Source organism: Legionella stuttgartensis (assembly GCF_977063405.2).
Genome location: NZ_CDRUHA020000011.1, coordinates 231,234 through 257,148, shown reverse-complemented (window position 1 = coordinate 257,148; position 25,915 = coordinate 231,234). Strand labels below are relative to the sequence as shown.

Sequence of the window (25,915 nt, the reverse complement as noted above, 5' to 3'; positions counted from 1 at the left end):
TGACGTGTTCGCGGAAACCAATGAATGTAGGCTTCATAGCAGGATCACCCCGAACACGTCGCGGGACGTAGACAGAATATAGAAAAATATTCTTAACTTAATGTCCTTCTTAAGACATAGCAGCGTTGATTGCTTAGACTAATCTCTTGGACTATAGTTAAAATTTTGATTAACAAAGTATTGAGGGAACGAGTTATGGATGGGAACAATGTGAATACAACGAGTAAATGTCCAATAATGCATGGTGGTATTACTTCCTCAAACATATCGAATATAGACTGGTGGCCCAATACCTTGAACCTCGATATATTGCATCAGCATGATACCAAAACTAATCCAATGGGATTGAACTTCAATTATCGTGAAGAAGTCAAAAAACTGGATTTTCCAGCATTTAAGAACGATTTATATAAATTGATGACTGATAGTCAAGAATGGTGGCCTGCTGATTGGGGGCACTATGGTGGTTTGATGATTCGGATGTCCTGGCATGCAGCGGGTTCATACCGTGAGGCGGATGGTCGTGGTGGTGCTGGTACGGGTAACCAACGATTTGCGCCTTTAAACTCTTGGCCTGACAATGTGAACTTAGATAAAGCACGTCGTTTGTTATGGCCTATCAAGAAAAAGTATGGCAACAAGATAAGTTGGGCAGATTTGATCGCATTAGCAGGCACTATCGCTTATGAATCTATGGGGCTTAAAACTTTTGGTTTTGGTTTTGGTCGCGAAGATATTTGGCATCCCGAAAAAGACATTTTCTGGGGCTCTGAAAAGGAATGGTTGGGTGCTAAGCGCTATACTGACAAAAACCGTGAATCGCTGGAAAACCCTCTAGCAGCAGTGCAAATGGGATTAATTTATGTAAACCCAGAGGGGGTAGATGGACATCCTGACCCTCTTCGAACAGCTCAGGATGTTCGCGTGACCTTCGCACGTATGGCAATGAACGACGAAGAAACTGTCGCGCTTACTGTTGGAGGTCATACTGTTGGCAAATGTCATGGTAATGGTGACGCAAAGTGTTTAGGACCTGCTCCTGAGGCAGCAAATATTGAAGATCAAGGTCTTGGTTGGCTTAACAAAATCAGTAGAGGTATTGGTCGTAATACGGTTTCAAGCGGTATTGAGGGTGCATGGACAACACACCCAACAAAATGGGATAACGGATATCTCTATTTACTTCTTAATTATGAGTGGGAACAAAAGAAAAGTCCGACGGGTGCCAACCAATGGGAGCCGATTAATATCAAGGAAGAAGATAAACCTGTCGATGTTGAAGACCCGTCTATTCGTTATAATCCAATCATGACCGATGCGGACATGGCCATGAAAATGGATCCCATATACCGAAAGATTGCTGAGCGCTTTTACAAAGATCCTGATTATTTTGCTGAAGTGTTCTCTCGAGCCTGGTTCAAACTCACTCATCGCGATATGGGGCCAAAATCACGCTACATTGGCCCTGATGTTCCGAAAGAAGATTTAATTTGGCAAGATCCAGTGCCTGTAGGTAAGAGCGATTATGATGTAAATGCGGTCAAACAGAAGATAGCCGCTAGTAGTCTCAGTATTAGTGAAATGGTTTCAACTGCATGGGACAGTGCGCGAACCTTCCGTGGTTCAGATAAGCGAGGAGGGGCAAATGGAGCACGTATCCGATTGAAGCCACAAAAAGATTGGGAAGGTAATGAGCCGCAACGACTTGGAAAAGTACTGAGCATTCTCGAAAATATCGCCTCCGAATCCGGTGTTAGTGTGGCTGATGTGATTGTACTTGCCGGTAATGTTGGTATCGAAAAAGCGGCTAAAGCCGCTGGGTTTAATATTACAGTTCCCTTTGCTCCTGGACGAGGTGATGCAACTGATGCGATGACTGATGCAGCCTCCTTTGCTATGCTCGAACCCCTTTATGATGGTTATCGTAACTGGCTTAAGAAAGATTACTCGGTCAGTGCAGAAGAGCTCTTGCTCGATCGCACGCAACTAATGGGACTCACCGCTCCTGAGATGACAGTCCTTGTTGGCGGTATGCGAATGTTAGGCACAAATTACGGCAATACGAAGCATGGTGTTTTTACCAAACACGAAGGAGCTCTAACCAATGACTTTTTTGTCAATCTTACTGACATGGCAAACACATGGAATCCAATAGCTAATAATTTGTATGAAATTCGTGACCGCAAAACTGGGGCTCTTAAGTGGACAGCTACTCGAGTAGATCTTGTTTTCGGTTCCAATTCGATTCTTCGCGCATATGCCGAAGTATATGCTCAGGATGATAACCAAGAAAAATTCCTAAAAGATTTTGTTGCTGCCTGGGTGAAGGTCATGAACGCAGATCGTTTTGATTTGCTTTAATACTGCGCATAGATTAAGACACTGAATTATTAACTAATACTCTTTTATAGAGGGAAAGAGTATTAGTATTAAATAAGCGAATGAATGCATATTGATTGTCGCATTTTGAATCATACCAACCGCGCTATCTATTGTTTTTCCCAAATAAAAGAACTTCTGAACGTTCCCTGATTGTTAATTAGTCACAGTCTTTGAAAATGATGGACCCTTTGCTCTTTTTAAATTCAAAAATTATGAACTAGTGTATATAATGACTGCAAAATAATAAAAACAAGAACAGGGACTTATTATGAAGCGTTATTATTTCAATAATTCAAAAAATTATATAGACAGTCACGAGCAGCTTTCGGTAGAGCAAATCGAGCAATTAAAGGAAATCATGTCTTTTTTTCCTTATCACGGTAAGAATAATTGGCTACAAATATTAGAATCTTTTCACCCAGAAAAATACCCCTCTAAATTAGTTCATATGGCTGCTAACGCTTTTGATGACAATGGCCATACCATGTTAGGTTTGGTTTGCGAATATGGTAAAAATGTTGAAATAGTCCAAAGATTAATTGATATGGGTGCCAACCCCGATATACCTGATCACAATATGAAAAAACTACCCTTGCACCGCGCTATAAATAATCAATTATCCAGCTCTAATCGTGACTCTTTAGATGCAGTAGCAGTTGTTCAATGCCTTCTTAACAATGGGGCTAATACTAAAAATGCATGCTTTCAAAATAGTACCCCTCTTTTTTTTGCTCTATCCCAACAGTTTCATGCAGCAGCAAAACTCATAAAGGACCATATTCTAAGTTCAAGAAGTTATGCCATATTGCAAGAATCATTGCTTTCAGGAGATACGTATAGCTTGAAACAAGCGTTGAACAACACTGATGGTTTGGCATCTTTCATTACCACAGTGAAAGGTTGGTCCCCTGTATTTGCTGCCATACACCAAAGTTACGCCCACCAAAAAACATTGCGTAATCTAACAATATTAAAAAAGCATCATGTTGAGTTTAACAATACCTTCTACATTAAAACCTATTCAGGCATACCGATTTATTGCGCGGTTAATCCTATTGCTTACTTACTATTGCGAGGTGGTGATTCCAGGCTAATTGGTGCTTTAATTAAGCATGGAGCTGATCCTGAGCACCCATCCATAGCGGTAGTTAAGAAAATTATTGAGCTCAATCCTAATCATAAAGCGTTTAATTATGCAGTTCAAAACGATAGTAACCCCTATGATGTCAACGCACGAACAATGCTCGATTTATTTGAATCAAAATTTGCTCAAGGTAAGCAAAAGAGCAAAACCGTTTCAAATTCCACATATTCACCAGGACTCTTTGAAACAAAGGTCAATAAATCAAACGAAGATACCAGCATATCCGATGAAGAATTGGCCGCTAGTATATTCGGTCAAGCTTCATTTACTGCAAAGCGTTATTCTTGATGAGGGTATGACCCGCTGGGTGAAAGCCCAGCGATATATATATTTACCCCTTACATCGCATACTATCAACCGGAGGTAACTCTTTGTCTTATGGTTCTAAATTCTTTAAAAAATCTCCACTTGAAGTAGCCACATATCTGTATTCTCAGATGGATACTCCACAGGATTTCTTAGCGGTATGGTTAGCAAATGATGCTCCAAAGAGACGGACTCAAAGACATCAACGAGCAATTGAACTTGCTTTGTTTCACAAAGAGGGCATTAAATTTTATCCTGCCCAAGTCAAGATATTAAGCACCCTGATCGATTCTGAAAATACCTTAACAGAAATGGATCCCCGACATCTATCCTATTTAGGTAGAAAATTGGCAACTCTATTAAATAATCCCAATTTAAGCATCCAGCAACTAATACAAGGGATAAAGCTCATAGCAGCGATAAATAAAGTCCAACTACCCTCTTTAAATATTGTCGATACATTATCTGTGCATAATTTCCTTGAGCTATCCGTTTTAAGGAAGGTTTTAATTGAAACAGTGATTAAAAACGATCTGGAGTCCTTATTTGATGACTTAAAGAGTATACTGCAATCCTCAGATTCTGAGCTATATTTTAGCCCAATAGTATTTTTATCAGTCTTAGCCCACAAGGTAGATAAAAAAACGCTCACGCTTTTAGTTGATCCGCTAATTAGTATACTCCCTTATAACGATAGTTTGCTTACTGGCGCGATAAATGAAATCCTATCCATACTGACCACCAAATTGGACAGCCAAACATTGGCGCCCCTTTTAGACTCAGTTAAGCAACACCTGGATGACAAAAAAGGACCGTTTGTAGGCGCGTTTCGCTATTTAGCAACCTTAGCGCCTAAAATAGAAAAGGAAACTCTTGAACCTCTGGTCAATTTAGTTAAAGACATTATGGATAGTGCTGGTACCCATTTAATGAAAGAAAACCCGGAGTACGTGTGTATAGAGGCATTAAATTGCCTCGCCAAGCTGGTCCCTACCATGGAAAAGAGTTCACTGAAACTCCTTATCAAGCCAGTAAAAAAACAACTTGATGTTCCTTCATTTAGTCGTTCACTAGCGGCAGCCAAATGTTTGTCAGCATGTTCTTCTGGCATGACCACGGAGCTACGCCTCAGCCTTCTCGATTCTATTAAGAATAAACTTAGAAATGATAAATGGAATATTAAATGTATTACCTTAAGCTATTTACCCACACTTGTTCCCGCAATGGATGAAGAGATGCAGGAAGAACTTATCAATTTAGTAGAGCAAACACTGACGGACGACAATCCGAAAGTAAGAACTCATGCATTGGATTGTTTAAAACAACTTATTTTTGTATTGGAAAAAGAAATTGAGGGGCACCTAATTGATTCCATAAAAAATGCACTTAATGACCATGAATTTTCTGTTCGGAGTGCAGCCTTACACTGTTTCCAAACGTTCGCACCGCGAATTAAAACAGAGATGCTAAACCCTGTTACTGAGCTAATAAAACAAATGAGTAATGATCCCGATTTTAATGTTCGAATTTTTACCTTGTATTATTTAGTAGCGTTATGTTCTACAAAGGGTGAGAAAAATCCAGAAGACATTATAAATATAATAAAAACCAAACTGGATGACGCAAATGAACGAGTCCGCGAAGTAGCATTCGAATGTTTGGCAAAGTTTGCCACCAGCATGAAAAAAGAAACACTGAATAATCTGATTGATTTAGTAAAAGAATTAATTGGTAGTACATTTATTGAATCTAAAGCTATATTAAAATTTTTAGGAGCAGCAGCTTCTCGAATTGACCCCAAAATACTGGAACACCTTGTACAACCCGTACAAAGCAAATTGGATGCACCCAATTCAGATGTCAGGCATGCAGCATGCCACTGTTTAATAGCATTTGCTTCTAAAATAAATAAAAATACGCTGAAAAAGCTTATTAATGACCTACAAAGTAAACTCGATAGTCAAAATGAGATAACCCGTAGTAACGCTCTAGATTGTTTAGCAGCTCTCTCCCCTTTTATGGATAAAAAAACTCAGATATCCCTGATATACCCATTTGAAAAAACTCTAGTTAGCTCATCTCCAATGACATGCGTCTCTGCATTAAACGGCCTCCTAAAATTTATTTCAGCAATGGATAAGGACATGCTATATCAACTTATCGATTCAGTTAAAAATAAAAACTTGCTGGAAAACAAAAATCCTGATATTCGCACCGGAGCCTGTCGTCTTATTTGTTATATTTTGATTAATAATAATCTTATTCTTAAAATGGATACTTCACCAGCTAAAACCTTGGAAGGATTATTAGTGCGTACCGTGGCTGACTGGGTTGCCCGAATTAATGAAGTTACAATCCAGCCAGGATGTGAAGAGGATACCCCAAACTTGGTACTTTCTGTAGGCTCGTAATAAATTTTCGTTTTATTAGTTAAGCAGCACAAACCGGTTGCGTTAAAATGGTATTCTGTTCATAGAAAGGGTTCGCATGTTCCTGTTGCTGGCCTTGAATAAAATGGATCATGCTTTCAATATCAGAGTAGCTAAAATTCAAAGAACCCAGAAAGACATTGTCTCTACCGCTAACTGCTCTTAATTGTTGGTGTTGCGCTTCGCTCAATAAGACTTTATAGCAAGATAAGACAGCGCTTGGCCCCAATCGTCCTGCTTCCCTGCGAGCGAGCTCCTCGGGTGAAGAATAAAATTTGCGTGTTATATTGTTTTCTTTCGCCAAATTCCAGACATATGTCTTATTGTAATCACTTGCTTTTATTTGTTCCACGATGGGAATGAAAAAACAATGTACTTTTTCATCTTCGATAGTTCTTTTGGGTGCTTGGTTAAAAAACATATTATTCTCCCTTTTAAAATAGCAAATTCAGAGCAGACACAACTGAATGATCGTCAAACTTCCTTATAATTTAAATTTAATCTTGGAATAATTCTGTCAAGAAGACAAAAAAATATTCTTAAATTAGATGAGGTTAGGAGTTTTTTTCATATCAGGTCCTGAGATGAACATCTTCAATTTAATATAGACTTAATTTTTATATCATAAAATAAGCATAATGATCAATTTTTATGAGAAACAATGATATGAAAACAGAGCATACCGCACTTGCACACATTGCAAAGGAATGGGGTAACTTAAGGGAGTTGATTAATAGAGGTCAAGAGAAGAGTTTTTTTAAAACCGGCGGTGGCTTAACAGCAGTTAATCACTTTTTTAATCTGATAGCACTTGATCGTCAGCCAATGACTATTGGTGAATTGACTGACGCGTTGCACGTTTTAGAACAGTTAACTGTTACTAACGCAGATTCTAAAAAAGTTTCCTTTGCCCACTGGTTAGATGAAAATCGTTATCAAACCTCTCAAAACATTGGTATTGAACAGAAGAAAGCGAACGAAAGTATCTCAGAGAAAAAAGATGCTCAATGTTCAATACCTGAAAACTCTGCTTTATTTCGTTTACTTGTCAAAACCCATAATACCTTAATCAGTCATCATGAATTGGCCAATCTTCATGCTCAAGGTGAAATCCCCTGCAGCGAAATTACTTATAGCCAAAGTGAGCTTAAGGAATCACAAGTACTTTATGATATAGAAACCTCTACCCAAGAAGAAGAAACGAGCGATAAGTCTACGGTTATTAAAGATATTGTCCGAAAAGGGGTAACAATATATGGTGCTGCGATTATTCCGGGGAATGTGGATGATCATAAAGACAGGGTACTCATTGAAGCCATACAAAATTTTGCTGGTGATAAGATTGATACACCTCATTCAAGAGCGAATAAACTTTATCATTTTGGTGGTCAATTTTTACATGGCAGCCTCTTGCAAGAATTTACTAATACAACTAAGTTGGTTGAGGGGGATATCCAAGGCTTAGAACGTGGACGTACTATTGGACACATTAATTGGTCTAAAAAGAGTAGTAACGGTTCACTCTATGCAACAGTTAATTTGAAAATCCTCTCCTGTTCTTATGCGGATCCTATTGACACAAGTAGTCCTCAACGAATTTTTGCGATGGCTAGTGATGGTATTTCTTTAATAGAGCTTAATGATGAGGAGCTGGCGAAAACCATGGAGCAATGTGGTAGAGAAGTTACAGGCGAAACAGAAAACAATATAGTTCCGATCGCCGAAATAAAAGCAAAAGTCGAGATGGTGAAAAATGAGACTGGTACTGGTTATATGTTTAAGGTAAGCGAGTTCACTACCAAGTATAATACACCGCAATTAGTCTCTACCAAGACACCTGAACCTATGGAAAACATACTTTATAGAACAATGTAATCGTATTTTTCCATTTCTGTGATGAAATAACTCATGGAATTATAGTATGTGCGCATAGCTCAGCTATGTGTTAACTATTCAAGGCGTATTAGAATCTAATGCAGAATTGTCCTTTTTTTCTGCTTGTTGTTCCTTGCTGCTATCTTTTTCCTTATATCGACCCTCTTCTTTCTGAAGTCGGTTTTTGAAGTCAGTTTGGTGTTTAACGCGCTGCAGTTCTTCCTTTTCATCATCGGTATACAATTTCCTGAGAAGCACCGCACGCACTATTCTTATTAAGACATGCTTCACATTTTTTGGAGGATGGATTGTGAATACGTCGGACTTGACTTCGCGAGCAAACTCCTTAAGTGCTCCTTCATATGCTTTAAGCATGGCATCCCTCTTCTCTGTATCTGATGCCCCCCTCATCTGATCCGGAATTTTTGTTATCTCAGTTAATTTTTTTGAAAATTCAGACACTACATCCATTGATTTTTTTGCAGCAAGATCATCAGCAGCAGATTTTTTACTTTCCAAAGCAGCATCCGCCGCCAGCTCAATCCGAGCGTTACTAACGAGTACAGATAAATTATGCATTCTCTTTTTTACTTCGTCCAAGGATTCGGTCTCAGGGAAATATTCTTCTATGGATTCAATATCAGGCACTTCTTTTTCTTCCTTAACAATGATCTCCTCTCTAAGTTTGAGCAGTGTACTTCGCAATTCTACTGTCCCCTCCTTATTATTTATTCCACTGGTTTTGATAGAGCCTTCGAGGCCATATTTTTCTTCAAGCGCTCTAAGTTCCCTATCTTTCACTAGTATTTCATAGTCATGTAAACCCAAATTTTGATCTTCTTTAGTAAGAGCGATAACGATAGGAATTCCAGGATCGAATTCGCGAATTTCTTCGACAGCTTTTTTAGCAACCTCAAATGAATGCGAATTTTGTCTATCGACACAGACCACACAAATTTGTGATTGTTCAACGTAATGTTTTCTTATGTATGGAGCTACTCCCTCGTATGATCCTGCGAAATCAAGCAATCTAAGTTTAGCTCCATCTTCAATTAGTGTGTCGTACATATCAATAGAAGAAGTATGTACGTTCCCCGTAGAACTCCCACCTCGCAATGCATTACATAGTTTTGTTTTACCAGAATTGTTGGTTCCACAGACCATTATCTGGAATGGGAGATCGTTACTTGATTGAACTTTTGCTCTTGCCATGATCGGTACAACTCCAAATCCTATAGCATTATCATTTAGTATAGTCGATTGATATCATCAGAATTGAGATTATAACGCCAAGCGAGAAACGCCCATGTCTGGCAAGCAAGTAGCCTACTAATCGATTACTACAAAATAAAAAACATTAGATTCATCTATACTGTATATTAAACTTATTATTTTTGAGAGCTCCATGTTTGTTGTACAAATAGCGCTTTTTGAGTCACTCATACGCCATTATTATTCCTCTTATTTACATGAGGATCCCAGGCTAAAAAGCTTACAAAAAACAAGCTCTGTGCTTGACTTATCTTCTCTTGCGAAGGATTTTCGCGAATGGCAATGGGCGATACAAACGTTAGCGGATAATTCCAAGGTAGAATATTTATGGTGTAAAAACTTACCTGAAAATCAGGTAACTTGTGAGTTTATAAAGCTATTAGCCTCTGCTTTATCTAAAAATACACATTTAAAAACTTTGGATTTAAGAAATAATCCCATTGAAAATACAGAGGCTACTTTTATTGCAGAAATGTTAAAGTCTAATACTACATTAAAAGAACTTGATTTAAGTTATACTCATTTTGATCATATGGGATTCTATAAAATTATACTCGCCCTAAAGGAAAATAAAAGTCTTAAATTATTAAGACTTGCTGGTAGTAATCTTGGACTAAGTACAAACGCTTTGTTCCAAATATTAAGTACACACGAATCGCTTCAAGCACTTGACCTAAGCAACTCCTATTTACAACTTGATACAGGTTTATCGCAGCTCTTGACTGAGAGCAAGTCTTTAAAAAAATTAAACCTGAGCATGAACACCTTTGGGCACTACGATTTAGATTACTTAACCGATGGCTTAAACAAGAATAAAAATTTAACAGGATTAAATTTATCCTCCTGTGGATTAGATGCCTCTACTCCTGGGAGATTACAGTATTTAGCTAAAGTTTTGGGCAAACATCCTTCCTTGACCGATTTGGATTTATCCTCAAATGGGTTTGGCCCTACACAATATCCTATAGCTACTGAAATCATTAAAAACAGTTCCTCGATTAAATCTTTAAATGTAACGGCTAACTCCATGGGCGACGAAGGGCTTCGTCATTTAGCAGCTGGAATTCCAAGTAACAAATCACTAACTACTTTAGTTTTACGAAGAAATCAAATAAGTAATACAGGATTAAAGTATTTGAGTGAAGCACTTCCACACAATAATACACTGGTTCATCTTGATTTGATCGAAAATGATTTCAATTCTGTCCAAGATTTATGTGATAGTTTACAAAATAATATCAGCATTACTTCAGTTGATTTTGACCGAGAAAAAATTTCAGACAACAGCGCGGTAGAGCTTGAGAAATTATTACAAAGAAATCAACGAATAAAAAGTTCCTATCTTACTTTATTAAGTGACGCGCAATCCAAAAATGATCTCCCTGGAATGCTCAGAGTACTTAAAGAAATGAAGCATGAGTTTCATAAAAAAGATGAACAAATATGGGAGCCCGCTCAACTTGAAATGATTTATAATTCCTCGCTAGAACTCGTTAAACTCAGATTAAAAGAAGAGTTAGCCAAAAATACGAGCCCGGAGCAAAATTTATTATATTTTATAGATACTTATATTAAATCCACTCCTCTTTTGAATGAATTGAAGCCACAACTATTATCTGCACTACTAAATTACAAAAATACTACATCTCTTGAAGAAAACGAAACTGAAATACTCCATAAGTTATATGACTTTCTTGAACAAAATAAGGAAGAGCATGAGTCAATAAGTGAAGAAAATATGGAATCCTTTAAAAATGTTTTGGATTTTTTAACCCAAAAAATTGTTTCCAATTATGATGAAAAAGAAATGGGGAGTAGCCCCACCCCACCTACTGCGCCCGTAAAAAAATATTATAACCAAGCTGATTTTATTGCAAAACTCCAACAAGATAGTAATTATCAATCACTGAATAGCGCTCGCCTAAGATTTTCAGGTCTTTGTGAATTAATTTGCAATTACATTATTAAAGAAGATCTAATGGGGTTATCTTCTCAAAGTGACTCTGTAGATGACAGTGGTTTTAACAGAATCTTACCCTCAAATTTAAATGATATTCGGTTATTGGCAGGAGTATATCAATTAAATACTAACTGGGTATTAGGTAGTCATATTTTGGAGACTAGCAGTCACTTTGAAAAGTTAAAAGCCTACATGTTAAATATATATCCTTACTCGCTCTTTTCTTCATCAGATGTAAGTAAGGATGGACAACAGCTGAATCCTGCCTTATTCACCAAAAAATTAGATGAACTTGAAGCTGGTACTTATATAAAATTTATGGCTTTTAGTAAATCATTTGGAAGAATGGTGGGGCACTCCATGTTAATCAAAAAGAACTCTGATAATACCTATTCATTTTTTGATCCCAATAAAGGGGAACACCTTGAGTTAACTTCTGTTGAGATTTGCAATAAATTAAACAAATCATTGAAGTTATATGATGCAACACATATGGCTTTTCTGGACGGTCTAAAATACATAAGAAGCTTAAGTCAAACCACTACTTCTAATGAATCCAACACCTCGAGAATACATCTTAATGTTATGAAGATTGACCCTCTGGATAGACGCACAAATATAAACGCAATTTACAATTTATTATCTGACCCATTATTTTATAATGAAGAAAATACTTCTCCTCTCTATATTAAAGAGTTAAGGAATATTCTTAGACAAATAGATTATAATAATGAATCGAATATTGTAAAAAGCATCATTGAAATTAAGAAAATCTCTCAAATGGACCCTGCCCCTGATGAAAACACGCAGGTTCATTCGTTGAGAGCTGCATTTAATAGTCCTACCTCAACTACCTTTGCCAATATTCGTGCTAATTTATATAAAGATCCACAGATAAATAAAATCATGAATAGGCCTGATTCTCATGGATCCATATCGTCGCATAGCTAGTAGGTTGTCTTTAACTCATTCAATGAATCTTAAATTTATTTGTAGTTTTGGTATGCTCAACATTATTCGCACGAATTGCATTTCTCAGTTTCGTTTTGGATATTCGAACTGGAAGGTGTACTTAGTAGACCCTATTCAATTATAATTGAAAACCTCTTAAATTATTTTTTAAAGAATATAAGATGTATAACAGTAAAATCTATGAGCAAGAACCTAGAGTCATGTGGATAGCGGGTCAAAATGAAACCATTAGAAAAACAGCAATGCAAAATGGGTTCCCTGCTACGGTGGGATTAGAAGGTTGTGTAGCAATAATTTTTGCGGATAAAAAAGGGAATGTTAGTTTAACTCATGTTGATACAGATACAGACTTATCCTTTATTAAACGTGAAGTTGCTTTCATGGATGGACCGTTTACGATTGATTTAATAAAAAAAACTGGTAAGGGTGATCTCGATTTAAAAATTATTATGTTTTTGGATGATGCAGGCTTATCTAAAATTCCTTCATCCAACCCAAATAGAGTGGCTGAGAACGATGAAGGGACCGTTGTTTATAATTATTTAAAGAAAGTACCACAGTGTTTTTCTTTTAATGATTTTAAAGAACTTGCGATCCCAGGTATAACCCCTAGAGAAACCAATAAACTACTTACATTAGGTTATAGTGTTCAAACTTGCATAGCGGACCCTTTAAGATTTCAGTTACGAATATATAGTCGTCAATTGAATCAAGCTCTGTCAACTAAAGCCATTACTTTACCTTTATTGGTGCATGATGCATCAGGATGGCTACAAACCGAGATGAACATAGATGAGGAAGTAGAGGTAATTTTAAAAGGTATAAAAACATATAATAATTCATTCTTTTATACTAATAAATTAACTTCTTTAAGTTATGTTTTACCGCGCTATTTATCGCTTAAGGACCGCTTAGAATCACTGGAGAATAAATTGTCTTATGATGGACAATGATAAGTTAACCATTGACAATTTTCTTTGCAGGAAATAACTTTGTTTCTTGTGATCTATTCATCATTTTAAAAATCTGTAACGGAAGTAGAAGATAACTTTATGAACTATTATGCGATTTTGTTAATCATTAAACGACTCATTATAGGCTTACTCCCAATGCTACTGGTTGCTTGTGTGCATCAGCAAGCTAATGGTCCGGATCACTATAGGATCAAAGGGAAAACATATCATGTGATGAAGTCTGCCAAACACTACAAAGCAAAAGGAGTTGCATCCTGGTATGGGACACACGCTCGGAATAAAAAAACATCGAGCGGAGAGCGCTTCAACATGTATGCGATGACAGCAGCTCATCCAACACTCCCATTTGCTACACGAGTACGAGTCAAAAACCTGAATAATGGCCGCTCGATTGTGGTTCGAATTAACGATCGAGGTCCTTTTTTATCGAGCAGACTAATTGATTTATCCTTTGGTGCCGCTAAAAAACTCGGTATAAAAGGCACTGCTCCTGTTGAAATTGAAGTAGTTTGAGACTGCTAAGCAAGGGTAGCCCATAATCCGCTTCGCTCCCTAAGCTATCCTTGCTTTCGCAGGCAACACCAGAGTATTAAGTGCAATGAATAAAAATAAATCTATTTTGGGTGCTGGAGCAATCTTATTAGCCACAATGTTTTGGGGAATGACCTTTGCATTTATTAAGGATGCGGTTGCAACACTAACACCTTTTAACTTTTTGTTTTGGCGTTTTGGTATTGCTAGCTTGTTACTATTCCTTATTTTTTTGAAAAAAATAAGGTTCGATCGGCAAACTCTATTTCATGGTACATTTTTAGGTCTCTTCTTGGCTGGAACAGTGATATTCCAAACCATCGGCTTACGCTACACCACTGCATCGACAGCGAGTTTTATCACTGGACTGTCAGTTATATTAGTTGCCCTTTTCGAGTCGTTCCTTAATAAACAGTGGCCGTCCATCTATGTAATTGGGGCTGCTATAACTGCCTTGGTTGGTGTGGGGTTCATTACGCTTTCTGATGGATTAACAATTAATCAAGGTGATCTCTGGGTTTTATTGTGTGCATTTTGTTTTGCGAGTTATATTTTATTCGCTGGCAAAGCCTCTCAGATTCATCAACCAATCTCTTTAACGTTCATTCAATCAATTTTTGTTTGTATTTTAGCTGGAGTTGCCAGTTTATTTACTACAAAACTTGCTATTCCCTCTCAACGTAATGTTTGGATTTCCATTTTATTTTGCAGTATCTTTGCTTCAATTTTTGCTTTTTTGCTACAACTCCAATTCCAAAAATATGTCAGCTCTACTAAAGCAGCAATTATTTTTTCTCTTGAACCTGTATTTGCAACAATAACTGCCGCAATCTATTTGCATGAGCAATTAACTGTCCAATTTTTCATTGGGGCATTAATGATATTTTTTGCAATTTTGCTATCAGAGAAACGCGCGAAACAAAAAATAATTCCTCAAGAATAATGTCGTTCAATTACAAGACAAATGATCATACTACCATTAGCGTAGGTGGGGCCTTGGCCCGACAACTTTTCTTAAAACATTATGATGATTTTTTTAACTATTAACCTGGTGAGGGCATTTGCTTGACCACATCATTTTCACTCTTAAGAAGGGAGATTTTTTTATCAAGTTTAGCAAATATAATGGAGAAGTGTTCATCACTTAAAGCCGCATCTAAATGTAAAACAAGTTTATTAAAACCATCAGAATTTTGATTATTGTTATATTCATCATAACCTGCTGTGGCTTTTCCGATTATAAAATTGTTTATTTCTGATTGAAGCGAATCACTATCTAGATCTTTAGGTTTTGAAGACATAATAATTTCCTTTAAATTGGCGAGAAAATTATCTTTATCTTTTGAAACTCTATAAAGAGCTATCAAGATCGTTTTGCATTCTAAATTTGTTTTGCGAAAAATGGGTAAAAGAAGCGTTTCATTATCTTTATATATTTGATAACTTTTATTTGATAAATCTTGTTTTTTAAAAAAACTCCCCTGATGTTTTCTCTTTTCTACTCTTGAATCAAAGAGCGCTTTTAATAAGGATAAATCCGGATCATTACTTCTTCTAATAAATCGTTGCAATCGTTCAGGGCTTCTAAAATCCTCACAATTGGTTTCCACCCTATCAACCAGTGAATTCCACATTTTCTCGTCCTCTAATCCAAGTTGTTTATATACATGGATGATAGGTTTAGTTAAAAATTGAGTTTGATTTTGTTGCCAACCGATAATAAGCCATTGAATAGCATGAATAAATTCCCCATGTGCAAGTCCTGCACCAGGATCTTTAAGAACAAATCCCTCGGACACCGTAGCCAAGAATAAAGACGGGTAAATAGGAAGAAGAACTTTTCCAAATTTTGGTTGAAATCCCATTTTGGCGAGCTCTCTTTCTAAAACATTCCTTAAAACTTTTTTATGTTTTAAATAAGTCCCTTGAGTTTGATTATCAAGGGAGAGACCTTGTTTTTTTGCTTCTTCAACAAGTAACGTATTTAAATATTTTAGATGTTCAGCAACGATACTCTCATCTTGTAGAAAGGTTATAATTTTTGCACAATCACGGATAAAGGTGGTGTAATCGGGAATTTTTTCCTGATTTTTGTGTAAATCCAAAAAGATAGATTCAAGTATTTTATATTCATCCTCTACCTTAATAGGATGAGGTTTCCAATTAAAAGCCATAAAAGCTCAGTTCAATGTGGAGGTTAATTGTTTTAATTATAGACAAGAAAGCTTAATGGAATATTATAATACGCCAGGTAGGCACACACGCATCTTTTCAAGCCATTCAGGAAACTTTAGATAAAACTACTTTATGAATTGATATCAAAAAAAATCATTAACTTATTGTATACTTCAAAAAATTTCAAATGATTCTATACTGCCCTTATCCAAATGTTCCTTCGCTTTTATGCAGAAACAATAACCTAATTTTAGATGCAATGATATTTTCTGGGAATATGAATCCTATTCGTCATGTGGTTGCAAAGTTAACTTGAAGATGCACTTTCCATGGTCATTTCAAGAGCACATTGGCTAATTAAGATCTATACTAAGAGAAAGCATCAGGAACTGAATAAAAGGACTTGTTTTTATACTCCTTTATTAGTGCACCTTCATTAGCACTAATAAATAAGGGTAGGTGTTAGCATGGCAAGATCTCGATCTAAAAGTGAAAGTGACGTAAGTAACTCCACTAAAACCGGAAATCGAATTATACGGGCTGACTACGATGAACATATGGAGGGTACAATTGTACTTTATCGAGGAATTAGACCGCATGAGGGAAAGCTTTTTGAGGGGAAAACTTATGAAACTAACCTCCATGAAGAACAAACTCGTGAAAAACAATCAGTAATTGGCCCTAAAAAACCTTTAGATCAAAATATCTCGGTTGGAGACCATATTGATGGCGCCACTGACTCTTCTTACACTTCTTGGACACCTGCTTATGATGTAGCAAATCGATTTGCGAATAAAGAAGGTAAGGGCACTGTTATGAGAGGTGTTTTTCGTAAAGAGGATCTAACTCATCCAGTAGAAAATTTCGAAGGCGAAATTGAGTATTCTGTTCGTGGTACTGTTGTAGGAGCAAAACGACAACTAGCTGAACCGCCTAATGTAAAAGAAACTACAGAACAAGCTAGAAAACAGTGGTACAAAGAATCCAGAGAACTAGGAAGTAAAAATTACCTACATGACCCACTGGCTAAAGGATCAAGTATTACCCACGAGTTCTCACCAACAGGTGAACTACAGCGAACATGGAAGACGAGGAGATATAACAAAACACTTGTGGATGACATTGGAACACCAGAGCAAACAGATAAAAATGAAGAAAGAAGACAACGAAGTAAAACTGTAGGCGATAATCCCGATATTTTTTCCAAAAAAAGCTATCAACACGCTACTGTAGAGAAAACCTCTAAAGTGGAAACTGTAAAACAATCTAAAGAAGAGGTGGACATTCCTGCTCCTTCATCAATAACAACAAGCAAGCCTTTAGAGGAAAAGCAAGAAAAATCTGCACTTACGGAAACAACAAAAAAATCGCTAGCATCTTTGGCTATTTCAAAATTTAAAGCATTCAAAAAGTCTTTAAATGAATCCAATGGAGATGAGGAAAAACTTACGTCTAAAGAAAAATCAGAAGGAGTAGATTTGCCTAAATTTGAGCCAAAATAACAATGAATAAAATGGCATCGGCAAGTTAGCTTTGAGCTCACTGAAATTTATTTATTACTGGAGACGGACGATCTCGGATTGGACCTTAAAAAATAGCGCTGTATTAAAATCTAGTGTTCATGCAACTCCTGCAGGCATTGTTATTGCTATGAGCATTCATGCTAGGAAAAACACTCTATGATATCTCGTTTGGAGAATGGATTACATCATTAGGTTATTTTTGAAGTGTGGACTCCTCGCATTTCAACGACTATGTCTTTTGTTTTAGCACTTTCTAAAAAATTGTTAATCGCCTCCTGCACATCATTATCGATGTATTTTGAGCTGCTGCTGTCAATGATTACAGTCGATTTCGGTGGAATTTTTCGAAACTGATGGATGATGCTCCCTTTATTTAAAAAAGATACCTCCTCCGCCAGCTCCATGTGATAAACCATCCCTTTTTCCATAACAATACTGGTATCATGGGCGTTTAGATAGTGGTGGCGTAAAATAATGAAAATAGCTACAACAAAACCAACGCTGATACCAAATAGTAAATCATCCACTACAATTCCGACCACAGTAACGATAAATGGTAGAAATTGCTCCCACCCCATTTGATACATTTGTTTAAATACAGATGGGCTGGCTAGTTTATAGCCAATCATGACTAAAATTGCCGCTAAAGATGCTAATGGGATTTGATTTAATATCATCGGGATAGCGAGCACGCAAACGAAAAGTAACACTCCGTGCAAAATCGTGGATAACTTGGTTTTAGCACCAAAGGTAATATTTGTAGAACTGCGTATTATTACTTGGGTGATGGGTAATCCACCAATTAAGCTAGAAAGCATGTTACCTACCCCTTGAGCTTTTAATTCTCGGTCTGTGGATGTAACTCGTTTATAAGGGTCTAGCTTATCAGTGGCTTCAACGCACAATAAAGTTTCCAGGCTTGCGACTAAAGCAATAATGACTGCCACTTGATAGACCTCCATGTTACCTAGTTGAGTGAAATCAGGTAAAGTTATTGCTTGAGTGAAATCAGTAATACTTTTAAATTCAGGAATTTGTACGAGCTGTGACGACTCCAAATGAAAAGGGAGCCCACCGTTTTTATAAAGCAAAGACAGAATAAATCCGCACAAAACCACCACTAAAGGAGCTTGTAACATCTCAAATAGTTTGTACCCTTTATTAATTAAGCATTGCCACAATATCATGATTAACAGTGAAATTGTGCTAATGATGACAACTCCTGAGTTAATGTTCTCAATCGCTTTATTAATATAAAAAAATTCGAGCCGCCCATTGGTTAAATCGGTTAAAATAGGGGAAACATCATATCCAATCAAATGAGGAATTTGCTTTAAAATAATAATAATCCCAATGCCGCTCAACATGCCCTTAATTACCGCCGAAGGGAAATAATAAGCAATAATTCCACCACGTAGAAACCCCGCTGCAATTTGCAAGATACCTGCGATAAACCCGGCTAATAAAAATGCTTTCCAAGAACCTAAGGATTGTTGAGCGGCAAGAACTATCGCTATAAGACCCGCAGCTGGACCACTGACTCCCAATGCTGAGCCGCTGAGAAATCCAACAACAGCCCCTCCCACTACTCCAGCAATAATCCCCGAAAATAAAGGGGCTTCTGATGCCAGGGCGATACCGAGGCATAATGGTAGGGCGACAAAAAATACCACTATCGAAGCCTGAAAGTCATATTTTAAATTAGAAAAAATTCCCTTTATCATTTTTTTATCCCTTTAACTCTTAAACGAAAAGTATAATTCTATGTTTCCATTTTAGATTAGAAATGAGCTTCCATTATCTAGATTTTGTTTCTCTAGAAAAAAATTTATTAGAAAAATTATAGTACATCAAAGAAGTCATTTTTATTTAGGTCTGACTCCCCTCATGTAATGAGCGAGTTAAAACACTTATTTTTAAAATCTGAGTCTATTCTCAAAACAGCTATAGTAGAAAGGACATAATTATATTTATATTAATGGATAGATTTATTCCCTGGTTCTATGGATGCCTTGTTTTTCCTGAAAAGATGCGTAGGTTTATCCATTAATTTAGCCTATAAGGTTGTTTTATTGCAATCGCTACGCTTCATTTGAAAGGAAATTTGCCCCCCTCTTTCAAGGATAGCCGTATTTATTAATTGAAGATTACAAAGACCGTATTGTAATCTTAATGATTGCATTATATCGTTTCTCGTAATTCGAGTGCATTCAAGATTTTTTTTAATTAATTTCCCATTTTTAATAAGTACAATTTTTTCTCCTTTAATATATTTTCCTATTCGATGACTTTTATAAGTTAAAAAAGCCATTAATTTATACATAAGAACAATGAGTGTACATACTATTATAGAAGGTAATAGAGGAATATTATTAACAATAGCCTCTCCCAGAATGGCACCCAAAATTATATAAATAATAAAATCCAAGGCACTATGATTTCCATAAAGTCGAGACAAGTTCATTCTGAAAATCACAATAGCATATAAGGTAATCACTATACCTCGTAAGTACAAGCCATAATCCAAGAGCTCGTCTGTCCCTAAAAAATTTTCCATGATTTCTCTCTGGTTGGGTTCGATACACATTGTTGTTTGACATTCTTTGCGACATCCCTATCAAAAATCTATTTTTATGATTAAAAAATATAAAGATTTTTAATTTTTTTAATAATAGTGCAGTATACCTATATAATTTATGTAAAATTATTTCAGAGTATAGTACTAACTATTTAATCGTTAAACGGGATAAATTTATAAAAGGATTTTTATATGGCTAAGAAAGCCGACAAACCCATTGTCATTATCACAGGTTCCAGTGGCAAAATAGGGACTGCGCTTGCTCGTGCTTTACGAAACTCTTATAAAATTGTAGGCTTTGACCAAGATAAAGATGCTTGTGAGATTCCCTGTGATATTACCTCAGCTACCTCTTTAGCTGTTTCTTTTCGATTATTTAAAGAAAAATATGGAAATAAAATTGCCGCCGTGATTCATCTTGCAGCCTATTTTGATTTTACAGGCGAAGAGTCTTCATTGTATCAATCTGTAAATGTAAATGGTACAAAAAATTTACTCCTTGCATTACAAGATTTTGAGGTGGAACGATTTATCTATGCTAGCACCATGCTCGTACATGAGCCTTGTATTTTAGGGGAAACTATTAATGAAAATGCTCCTCTTCGACCAAAATGGTCGTATCCAAAATCCAAATTAGAAGCAGAAAAAGTAATTAAAGAATATCATGGAAAAATACCTTATCTGATTTTTCGCTTGGCAGGTTTGTATGAAGACACGACCTGCGTTCCAACACTCGCTAACCAAATTGCTAGAACCTATGAACGAGAGATTAAAAGTCATTTATACGCGGGAGATTTAAATGTTGGTCAGTCATTTATTCATCAGAAAGACTTGATAGAGCTTTTCAAAAAAGCTCTTTTTTACCGTAATGAATTATCGCAAAATGAAATTATTTTAGCAGGAGAACCCAAAACACTCAGCTACAGGAAATTACAAAATCTTATAGCCCAATTAATTCATGGTGAAAAATCTTCTCTCTACAAGGTTCCCGCTACTGTCGCTAAAGCAGGTGCTTGGCTGGAGCATCAAGCAGAACCCTTGATACCTGATGATTTTGATCAAGGCGAAAAACCATTTATTCGTTCATTTATGATAGACCTTGCTTCAGATCATTATGCTTTAGATATTACGAAAGCAAAAAAACATCTTCATTGGGAACCCCAATATTCAATTGAAGAAACCCTTCCTAAAATCATCGATTCTTTAAAGACTGATCCGGAAATTTGGTATGAAAAAAATAGATTAATCCAACCCGACTGGATGGTTGCCATTAAGCATAACCCAGAGAAAATACGCGCCTTGTATGAAAGTAGCTTCCGCAAACAACATCAGCAAAACCTATGGGCACATTTTTTAAATATGGGTTTTGGATTGTGGCTAATCACGTCGCCTGCATCCTCAGGGTATACATCTTATCCTCTAATATTAAGTGATATTATTAGTGGCAGTGCCCTTATTTTCTTTGCTGTTTTAAGCTTGTCCTGGCGTATATCATCTGCTCGATGGGTTTGTGCTTTAATCGGTCTTTGGTTAATATTTGCCCCTTTGATTTTTTGGGCCCCTACCGCTGCCGCGTATTTAAATGATACTCTTATTGGCACCCTAATTGTTGGTTTCTCTGTAATAGTTCGGCCTGACATAGGAGTAGCACCTAATGCTGCTTTAGAAGGACCTGTCATTCCTCCTGGATGGGATTTTTCGCCTTCAAGCTGGTTCCAGCGGTTACCGATAATCATCTTGGCTTATATTGGTTTTTTTATTTCACGCTATATGACGGCTTATCAACTCGGTTACATTGATCATGTCTGGGAACCTTTTTTTATGGGGGCTTTACCTGATGCAAAAAATGGAACTGAAGAGATTATTACGTCTTCTATATCTAAAGCGTTTCCAGTTCCAGATGCAGGATTAGGGGCTGCTGTTTACATTTTAGAAATTTTAACAGGTATTATTGGTGGCTCAAATCGGTGGCGTACAATGCCCTGGTTGGTGCTTTTGTTTGGTATTATGATTGTACCATTAGGAATAGTTTCTATTACCTTTATCGTCATTCAACCTATTCTTTTAAATACCTGGTGTACTTTATGTCTAATCGCTGCGGCTGCCATGCTCATTCAAGTCCCCTATTCCTTTGATGAATTAATTGCAACAAGTACTTTTCTTTGGCGAAGATGGAAAGCTGGCAGGCCATTATTGAGAATTTTATTTGTTGGTGATAGTGATGAAGAAAACGTCCAAACTAGAAAAGAAGACGATAATTTTGAGCAATCGCCTAAAATAATTCTACGAAAAATGTTGAGCGGTGGCATAACATTACCTTGGAATTTAATAGGATGTATACTTATCGGTGTCTGGCTAATGTTTACCCGTATCACTTTGGACGCAACGGGTACAATGGCTAATAGTGATCACCTCATTGGTTGTCTTATCATAACAATTACCATAACCGCATTAGCCGAAACAGTTCGTATTCTACGCCTACTTAATTTATTTTTAGCAGTTGCTTTGTTTATTACACCCTTTATTTATCATGCATCAGCATGGGGAATTTTTGCAAGTTTCATTAGCGGCGTTCTTTTATTCTTCTTATCCATTCCACGAGGAAAAATCCGATCTTCTTATGGAACTTGGGATAAGATTATTTTTTGAGCAACAATATGATGAAAGATGAATTTTCCCTGGTTTTAAGTTTTTTTGGTTTTCTGATGTGACTTTATTTTTTGCTTAAAACCTTTATGTTTATTCACTTTATCACAAACCTCTCCTGTATGCGGATTGTTAGGTGTTATATCGCAAATATGTTCAATATGGGTTACCTCAGGATGCTCTTTTCCGTGTTTTTTCATAACATGCTCCTTGAGTAAATAATTTATACCTAATTAATATTTTAGCAACTAATTCGAGTATTGGTTACAAGTGCAATCAATTTAGTTATTTAGCTTGACTGACGAAAGACATCTCCTGAGACAGAATTACTATTTCTCAGGCTCATTTTGTAGTTAGAGGAACAGGGTTAACGCATCCAAACGGATATTATCAAACCAAAATGTCTACGTTCGGTGCGAGGAATCTAGCTTTGATGCTATTCCAAATCTCCCGGATGTAGAGCATAAAGCAGGTTGCATAGGCAAAAAGGTCTGGTTTAGTATTTAAGATTTAGATACGTTTACCATGTTTAGACGAAGCTACAATTTGATTATAGTATAGCTGATAGCTATACTCTCTCGAAGCGCGATCTACATAGGCAGACCTATGACCGCGAGCACATAACTTGAATGGAGACTGTTATGACCAGCGAAACTGTCCGCGATCCAGGGAAGGATCATCTATTAACACCTCAGAATTCAGCGTTCATTATTATCGACTATCAACCGGTCCAGGTCAGTTCGATCCGATCAATGAATCAGGCAAATGTTTTTCAATTTACTTTGTTAAATTAAGGTATAATGCCCTTATTATAATTCAGAGCGCTTATAGCTAGTTAAGAGCAAGCGACCAATATTGTCATAGCTTACATAATCAATTTTTGAAACTGATGAATAAAAATCTCAAAGAAAAAATTAATAATCTATCGGTTAGTAGTGAAGTAACTACACTTTTGCAGGAATTCCATTATCAACTGCAATCAATTCTGTTAGAACGATTCGTGGGTCTTTATGTTGGCGGCTCAATAGCTAATAATAGTTTTGATCCCAAAACAAGTGATATCGATTGTTATATTGTTACCACCGAGCTTCTTTCTGAAAATACCATTACTCAAATTGGAATCATGCATAATCAGTTATACTCAAGCCCGCTTCCCTATGCAAGAAAAATTGAAGCTTCGTATATTTCACAATCTGAGCTTTGGAATTTTAATCCAGAAAATTCACGCCCCTATTTTAATGAAGGAAAATTATATCACGCCCCTTATGGCAGTAATTTTATAATAGAATTATATATGCTTAGAAACAAAGGATTCAGTATATCGGGCCCCCCTATTAAAAATTTAATTCAAGAAATTTCCACTCAAGATTTACAGTTAGCTATTAAGAACAATCTTTATGATTATTGGCAAGCAATGGTATTTGATCTAGCAAAGTTAACTAGAAGTGATTATCAGGTTTTTGCAATCCTTACAATGTGTCGAACCCTTTATTCCGTAGAAATGAACGATATCGCCTCAAAGATAGAAGCCGCCAAATGGGTAATCAACAAATATAATATTTGGGAAGACTTAATTACAAAAGCTCTCGCGTGGGAACCAGATTCAGAACTAAATAAATTAAATGAAACGCAACAGTTTATTAAGTATGTTCTGGATAAAAATCTTTAATGACAAGTAACAGCAAGGGTAGGATAGGCTATAAAACCCAGCGACCAATCTTGATCATTGATAGAAATTGATTATTAACTCGAAAACAGCATATTAATTCAAGTATCACTCCATTCATCAAATCACTTGCTGGGCTTTTCAGCCCAGCCTACGTTTGCTAATGCCTTCTAAAATCTTGTCCTATAGGAGGAATTTGTTGGGTCTTTCACATTATCTGCAAGAGCATCATGAAGTTTTGCCCCGATCTCTTGCCATAGTGCGCCGTGTTCTATCATCATAGGCGTGATAACGTCTTGTTTAATAGCCAATCTTTCACTTCGGATATTTTCTATGCCCTGTTGCATATTATTTTCCGGAATATGAGCTTTAGGAGTAGAATTCAGTGCACCCAAAATACTATTATAACTATTTTTGGTACCCTTGACCGATTCATTGATTGTCTAGTCATGTATTATCTCTCAGTTTTTTTTGATGATTTAACAGGACAAGCCTGGGGTTTCTTAGGTAGCGAATGTACTTCTTGCATTAATGCTTTACGAAGAATGATACCATCTTCCTCGGTTGCTCCAGACCAAAAACCGGTAGCGCAGGTAGCTGTGTTACAATCACCGCCAAAAGTAAAAAACGCTTGCTTGCTCTCTATTTTACAGTTGCACAAAGCACGTTTTGAATTTTGAGGATCAACTGTACACAACATATCTACACAATTCGTCCAGGGTAATCCCTCTGCACAATTCATTGGTCTTTTAGTTGCAAATTGTTCAAATGAAAATGTTGAAACGAGTGACATCACTTTGTACCTATCTCGAACAGGTTTTCTCTCTTCACACGTTTTATAACCGGCACTTTTACCTTTTTCTACGACACAATCACAAATTGCATCGGTTAAGCTTCCAGGTGTGGGAATACAGCGAGCAGAAGTGCAAAGCGCATAATCCTGATCACATATAATTGGAGTTGCAGAGGTCTGTGCAAAACCATTAGCAAGAAAGAAAAACGTGCATATTAAACCAATCCCTTTTCTAAGTATAAAATCCATTTTTTATATTCCCTTTATTTTTTATTCTAGATTTAGAACATTATAAAATACAGTTTAATCAGCAAGCGTAGCGATTACGGAACTTATTAATTAATTGTAGACTGCCTTATTAGAGAGCAAGAAAAAACAACATGAACGGCAAACATATTGTTATTCTCTGCGTTTATGATATTCGCGTATTTTTTTATCTGTATTATATTGTGAGAGAGAATAAACAGCCCATAAAGCAGCGGGGATCCAGCCAATAAGGGTGATTTGTAATATTAAACAAAAAATTCCCGCTATTGGACGACCAATAGTAAAAAAGACTGAAAAGGGTAAGAATATAGCTAAAAGTAAACGCATTTGAACTCTATCATTAAAATTTTATTATTGTAGTCATTTGATGCATGATATTCAACGCAGGCTCTCTTCGTCAAATAGACTAAAAGTATCCAGAA

The 25,915-nt window shown here is 36.5% G+C and carries 20 protein-coding genes; 12 read left to right on the top strand and 8 right to left on the bottom strand.

Features of this window, described 5'->3' with window-relative positions; translation table 11 throughout:
• Positions 1–195 precede the first annotated feature (195 nt).
• From katG to ACWTEW_RS03435, 3 genes are all read left to right on the top strand, one after another.
• Positions 196–2,361: a catalase/peroxidase HPI gene (katG, locus tag ACWTEW_RS03445; RefSeq protein ID WP_454780362.1), complete on the top strand. Its 2,166-nt coding sequence runs from the start codon at positions 196–198 to the stop codon at positions 2,359–2,361.
• Between the two features lie 289 nt (positions 2,362–2,650).
• Positions 2,651–3,814: an ankyrin repeat domain-containing protein gene (locus tag ACWTEW_RS03440; protein WP_454780361.1), complete on the top strand. Its 1,164-nt coding sequence runs from the start codon at positions 2,651–2,653 to the stop codon at positions 3,812–3,814.
• Between the two features lie 149 nt (positions 3,815–3,963).
• Positions 3,964–6,243, top strand: a complete 2,280-nt coding sequence (locus ACWTEW_RS03435; RefSeq protein ID WP_454780360.1) for a HEAT repeat domain-containing protein — start codon at positions 3,964–3,966, stop codon at positions 6,241–6,243.
• A 19-nt stretch (positions 6,244–6,262) separates the two neighbouring features.
• Here the strand turns inward: ACWTEW_RS03435 and ACWTEW_RS03430 are convergent, their stop codons facing one another.
• Entirely contained in the window at positions 6,263–6,682 is a 420-nt protein-coding gene (locus ACWTEW_RS03430; RefSeq protein ID WP_454780359.1) for a hypothetical protein, read from the bottom strand.
• Positions 6,683–6,912: 230 nt separating this feature from the next.
• On the opposite strand from ACWTEW_RS03430, the gene ACWTEW_RS03425 reads away from it, so the two are divergent.
• Positions 6,913–8,136, top strand: a complete 1,224-nt coding sequence (locus ACWTEW_RS03425; protein WP_454780358.1) for a hypothetical protein — start codon at positions 6,913–6,915, stop codon at positions 8,134–8,136.
• 78 nt (positions 8,137–8,214) lie between these two features.
• On the opposite strand, the gene ACWTEW_RS03420 is transcribed toward ACWTEW_RS03425, so the two are convergent.
• Entirely contained in the window at positions 8,215–9,348 is a 1,134-nt protein-coding gene (locus tag ACWTEW_RS03420; RefSeq protein WP_454780357.1) for a GTPase domain-containing protein, read from the bottom strand.
• A gap of 193 nt (positions 9,349–9,541) precedes the next feature.
• On the opposite strand from ACWTEW_RS03420, the gene ACWTEW_RS03415 reads away from it, so the two are divergent.
• The 4 genes from ACWTEW_RS03415 to ACWTEW_RS03400 all read left to right on the top strand — a co-directional run bounded on the left by ACWTEW_RS03415 (position 9,542) and on the right by ACWTEW_RS03400 (position 14,788).
• A complete protein-coding gene (locus ACWTEW_RS03415) occupies positions 9,542–12,319 on the top strand; it encodes a leucine-rich repeat domain-containing protein (RefSeq protein WP_454780356.1) in 2,778 nt (925 codons plus the stop codon).
• Positions 12,320–12,501: 182 nt separating this feature from the next.
• On the top strand, positions 12,502–13,293 hold the full coding sequence (locus ACWTEW_RS03410; protein ID WP_454780355.1) for a hypothetical protein: 792 nt from the start codon (positions 12,502–12,504) through the stop codon (positions 13,291–13,293).
• Between the two features lie 99 nt (positions 13,294–13,392).
• The gene (locus ACWTEW_RS03405; RefSeq protein ID WP_454780354.1) at positions 13,393–13,827 is read left to right on the top strand and encodes a septal ring lytic transglycosylase RlpA family protein; all 435 of its coding nucleotides are present in this window, start codon (positions 13,393–13,395) and stop codon (positions 13,825–13,827) included.
• A gap of 85 nt (positions 13,828–13,912) precedes the next feature.
• Positions 13,913–14,788, top strand: a complete 876-nt coding sequence (locus ACWTEW_RS03400) for a DMT family transporter (protein WP_454780353.1) — start codon at positions 13,913–13,915, stop codon at positions 14,786–14,788.
• Between the two features lie 100 nt (positions 14,789–14,888).
• Here ACWTEW_RS03400 and ACWTEW_RS03395 read toward each other — a convergent pair whose 3' ends face one another.
• Positions 14,889–16,019, bottom strand: a complete 1,131-nt coding sequence (locus tag ACWTEW_RS03395) for a LirA/MavJ family T4SS effector (RefSeq protein ID WP_454780352.1) — start codon at positions 16,017–16,019, stop codon at positions 14,889–14,891.
• A 468-nt stretch (positions 16,020–16,487) separates the two neighbouring features.
• On the opposite strand from ACWTEW_RS03395, the gene ACWTEW_RS03390 reads away from it, so the two are divergent.
• Positions 16,488–17,522 carry a hypothetical protein gene (locus tag ACWTEW_RS03390; protein ID WP_454780351.1) on the top strand — a complete coding sequence of 345 codons (1,035 nt, stop codon included), beginning with the start codon at positions 16,488–16,490 and terminating at the stop codon, positions 17,520–17,522.
• 209 nt (positions 17,523–17,731) lie between these two features.
• On the opposite strand, the gene ACWTEW_RS03385 is transcribed toward ACWTEW_RS03390, so the two are convergent.
• Entirely contained in the window at positions 17,732–19,267 is a 1,536-nt protein-coding gene (locus ACWTEW_RS03385) for a SulP family inorganic anion transporter (RefSeq protein WP_454780350.1), read from the bottom strand.
• Between the two features lie 332 nt (positions 19,268–19,599).
• The gene (locus ACWTEW_RS03380; protein WP_454780349.1) at positions 19,600–20,100 is read right to left on the bottom strand and encodes a DUF421 domain-containing protein; all 501 of its coding nucleotides are present in this window, start codon (positions 20,098–20,100) and stop codon (positions 19,600–19,602) included.
• Positions 20,101–20,313: 213 nt separating this feature from the next.
• Here ACWTEW_RS03380 and ACWTEW_RS03375 point away from each other — a divergent pair, with 213 nt between their 5' ends.
• Positions 20,314–22,770 (top strand): vitamin K epoxide reductase family protein, encoded by a 2,457-nt coding sequence (locus tag ACWTEW_RS03375; protein WP_454780348.1) that lies wholly within the window; start codon positions 20,314–20,316, stop codon positions 22,768–22,770.
• 35 nt (positions 22,771–22,805) lie between these two features.
• On the opposite strand, the gene ACWTEW_RS03370 is transcribed toward ACWTEW_RS03375, so the two are convergent.
• Positions 22,806–22,967: a hypothetical protein gene (locus tag ACWTEW_RS03370; RefSeq protein WP_454780347.1), complete on the bottom strand. Its 162-nt coding sequence runs from the start codon at positions 22,965–22,967 to the stop codon at positions 22,806–22,808.
• 441 nt (positions 22,968–23,408) lie between these two features.
• Between ACWTEW_RS03370 and ACWTEW_RS03365 the strand changes: the two genes are divergently transcribed.
• Together ACWTEW_RS03365 and ACWTEW_RS03360 are read left to right on the top strand one after the other, a co-directional pair.
• Positions 23,409–23,561 (top strand): hypothetical protein, encoded by a 153-nt coding sequence (locus tag ACWTEW_RS03365; RefSeq protein WP_454780346.1) that lies wholly within the window; start codon positions 23,409–23,411, stop codon positions 23,559–23,561.
• Between the two features lie 95 nt (positions 23,562–23,656).
• On the top strand, positions 23,657–24,436 hold the full coding sequence (locus ACWTEW_RS03360; RefSeq protein ID WP_483099559.1) for an aminoglycoside adenylyltransferase domain-containing protein: 780 nt from the start codon (positions 23,657–23,659) through the stop codon (positions 24,434–24,436).
• Positions 24,437–24,887: 451 nt separating this feature from the next.
• Here ACWTEW_RS03360 and ACWTEW_RS03355 read toward each other — a convergent pair whose 3' ends face one another.
• Complete coding sequence (locus ACWTEW_RS03355; RefSeq protein WP_454780344.1) at positions 24,888–25,475, bottom strand: hypothetical protein; 588 nt, start codon at positions 25,473–25,475, stop codon at positions 24,888–24,890.
• Between the two features lie 150 nt (positions 25,476–25,625).
• Positions 25,626–25,820: a YqaE/Pmp3 family membrane protein gene (locus tag ACWTEW_RS03350; RefSeq protein WP_454780343.1), complete on the bottom strand. Its 195-nt coding sequence runs from the start codon at positions 25,818–25,820 to the stop codon at positions 25,626–25,628.
• Positions 25,821–25,915: the final 95 nt, after the last annotated feature.

Excerpts from the sequence above, each read along its gene's own strand:
- ACWTEW_RS03385 (WP_454780350.1), bottom strand. The coding sequence starts at position 19,267 with ATGATAAAGGGAATTTTTTCTAATTTAAAATATGACTTTCAGGCTTCG.
- ACWTEW_RS03380 (WP_454780349.1), bottom strand. The coding sequence starts at position 20,100 with ATGGAAAATTTTTTAGGGACAGACGAGCTCTTGGATTATGGCTTGTAC.
- ACWTEW_RS03425 (WP_454780358.1), top strand. The coding sequence starts at position 6,913 with ATGAGAAACAATGATATGAAAACAGAGCATACCGCACTTGCACACATT.
- ACWTEW_RS03375 (WP_454780348.1), top strand. The coding sequence starts at position 20,314 with ATGGCTAAGAAAGCCGACAAACCCATTGTCATTATCACAGGTTCCAGT.
- ACWTEW_RS03370 (WP_454780347.1), bottom strand. The coding sequence starts at position 22,967 with ATGAAAAAACACGGAAAAGAGCATCCTGAGGTAACCCATATTGAACAT.
- katG (WP_454780362.1), top strand. The coding sequence starts at position 196 with ATGGATGGGAACAATGTGAATACAACGAGTAAATGTCCAATAATGCAT.
- ACWTEW_RS03440 (WP_454780361.1), top strand. The coding sequence starts at position 2,651 with ATGAAGCGTTATTATTTCAATAATTCAAAAAATTATATAGACAGTCAC.
- ACWTEW_RS03365 (WP_454780346.1), top strand. The coding sequence starts at position 23,409 with ATGACCAGCGAAACTGTCCGCGATCCAGGGAAGGATCATCTATTAACA.
- ACWTEW_RS03400 (WP_454780353.1), top strand. The coding sequence starts at position 13,913 with ATGAATAAAAATAAATCTATTTTGGGTGCTGGAGCAATCTTATTAGCC.
- ACWTEW_RS03350 (WP_454780343.1), bottom strand. The coding sequence starts at position 25,820 with ATGCGTTTACTTTTAGCTATATTCTTACCCTTTTCAGTCTTTTTTACT.
- ACWTEW_RS03410 (WP_454780355.1), top strand. The coding sequence starts at position 12,502 with ATGTATAACAGTAAAATCTATGAGCAAGAACCTAGAGTCATGTGGATA.
- ACWTEW_RS03430 (WP_454780359.1), bottom strand. The coding sequence starts at position 6,682 with ATGTTTTTTAACCAAGCACCCAAAAGAACTATCGAAGATGAAAAAGTA.
- ACWTEW_RS03390 (WP_454780351.1), top strand. The coding sequence starts at position 16,488 with ATGGCAAGATCTCGATCTAAAAGTGAAAGTGACGTAAGTAACTCCACT.
- ACWTEW_RS03420 (WP_454780357.1), bottom strand. The coding sequence starts at position 9,348 with ATGGCAAGAGCAAAAGTTCAATCAAGTAACGATCTCCCATTCCAGATA.
- ACWTEW_RS03415 (WP_454780356.1), top strand. The coding sequence starts at position 9,542 with ATGTTTGTTGTACAAATAGCGCTTTTTGAGTCACTCATACGCCATTAT.
- ACWTEW_RS03405 (WP_454780354.1), top strand. The coding sequence starts at position 13,393 with ATGAACTATTATGCGATTTTGTTAATCATTAAACGACTCATTATAGGC.
- ACWTEW_RS03435 (WP_454780360.1), top strand. The coding sequence starts at position 3,964 with ATGGATACTCCACAGGATTTCTTAGCGGTATGGTTAGCAAATGATGCT.
- ACWTEW_RS03395 (WP_454780352.1), bottom strand. The coding sequence starts at position 16,019 with ATGGCTTTTAATTGGAAACCTCATCCTATTAAGGTAGAGGATGAATAT.
- ACWTEW_RS03360 (WP_483099559.1), top strand. The coding sequence starts at position 23,657 with ATGAATAAAAATCTCAAAGAAAAAATTAATAATCTATCGGTTAGTAGT.
- ACWTEW_RS03355 (WP_454780344.1), bottom strand. The coding sequence starts at position 25,475 with ATGGATTTTATACTTAGAAAAGGGATTGGTTTAATATGCACGTTTTTC.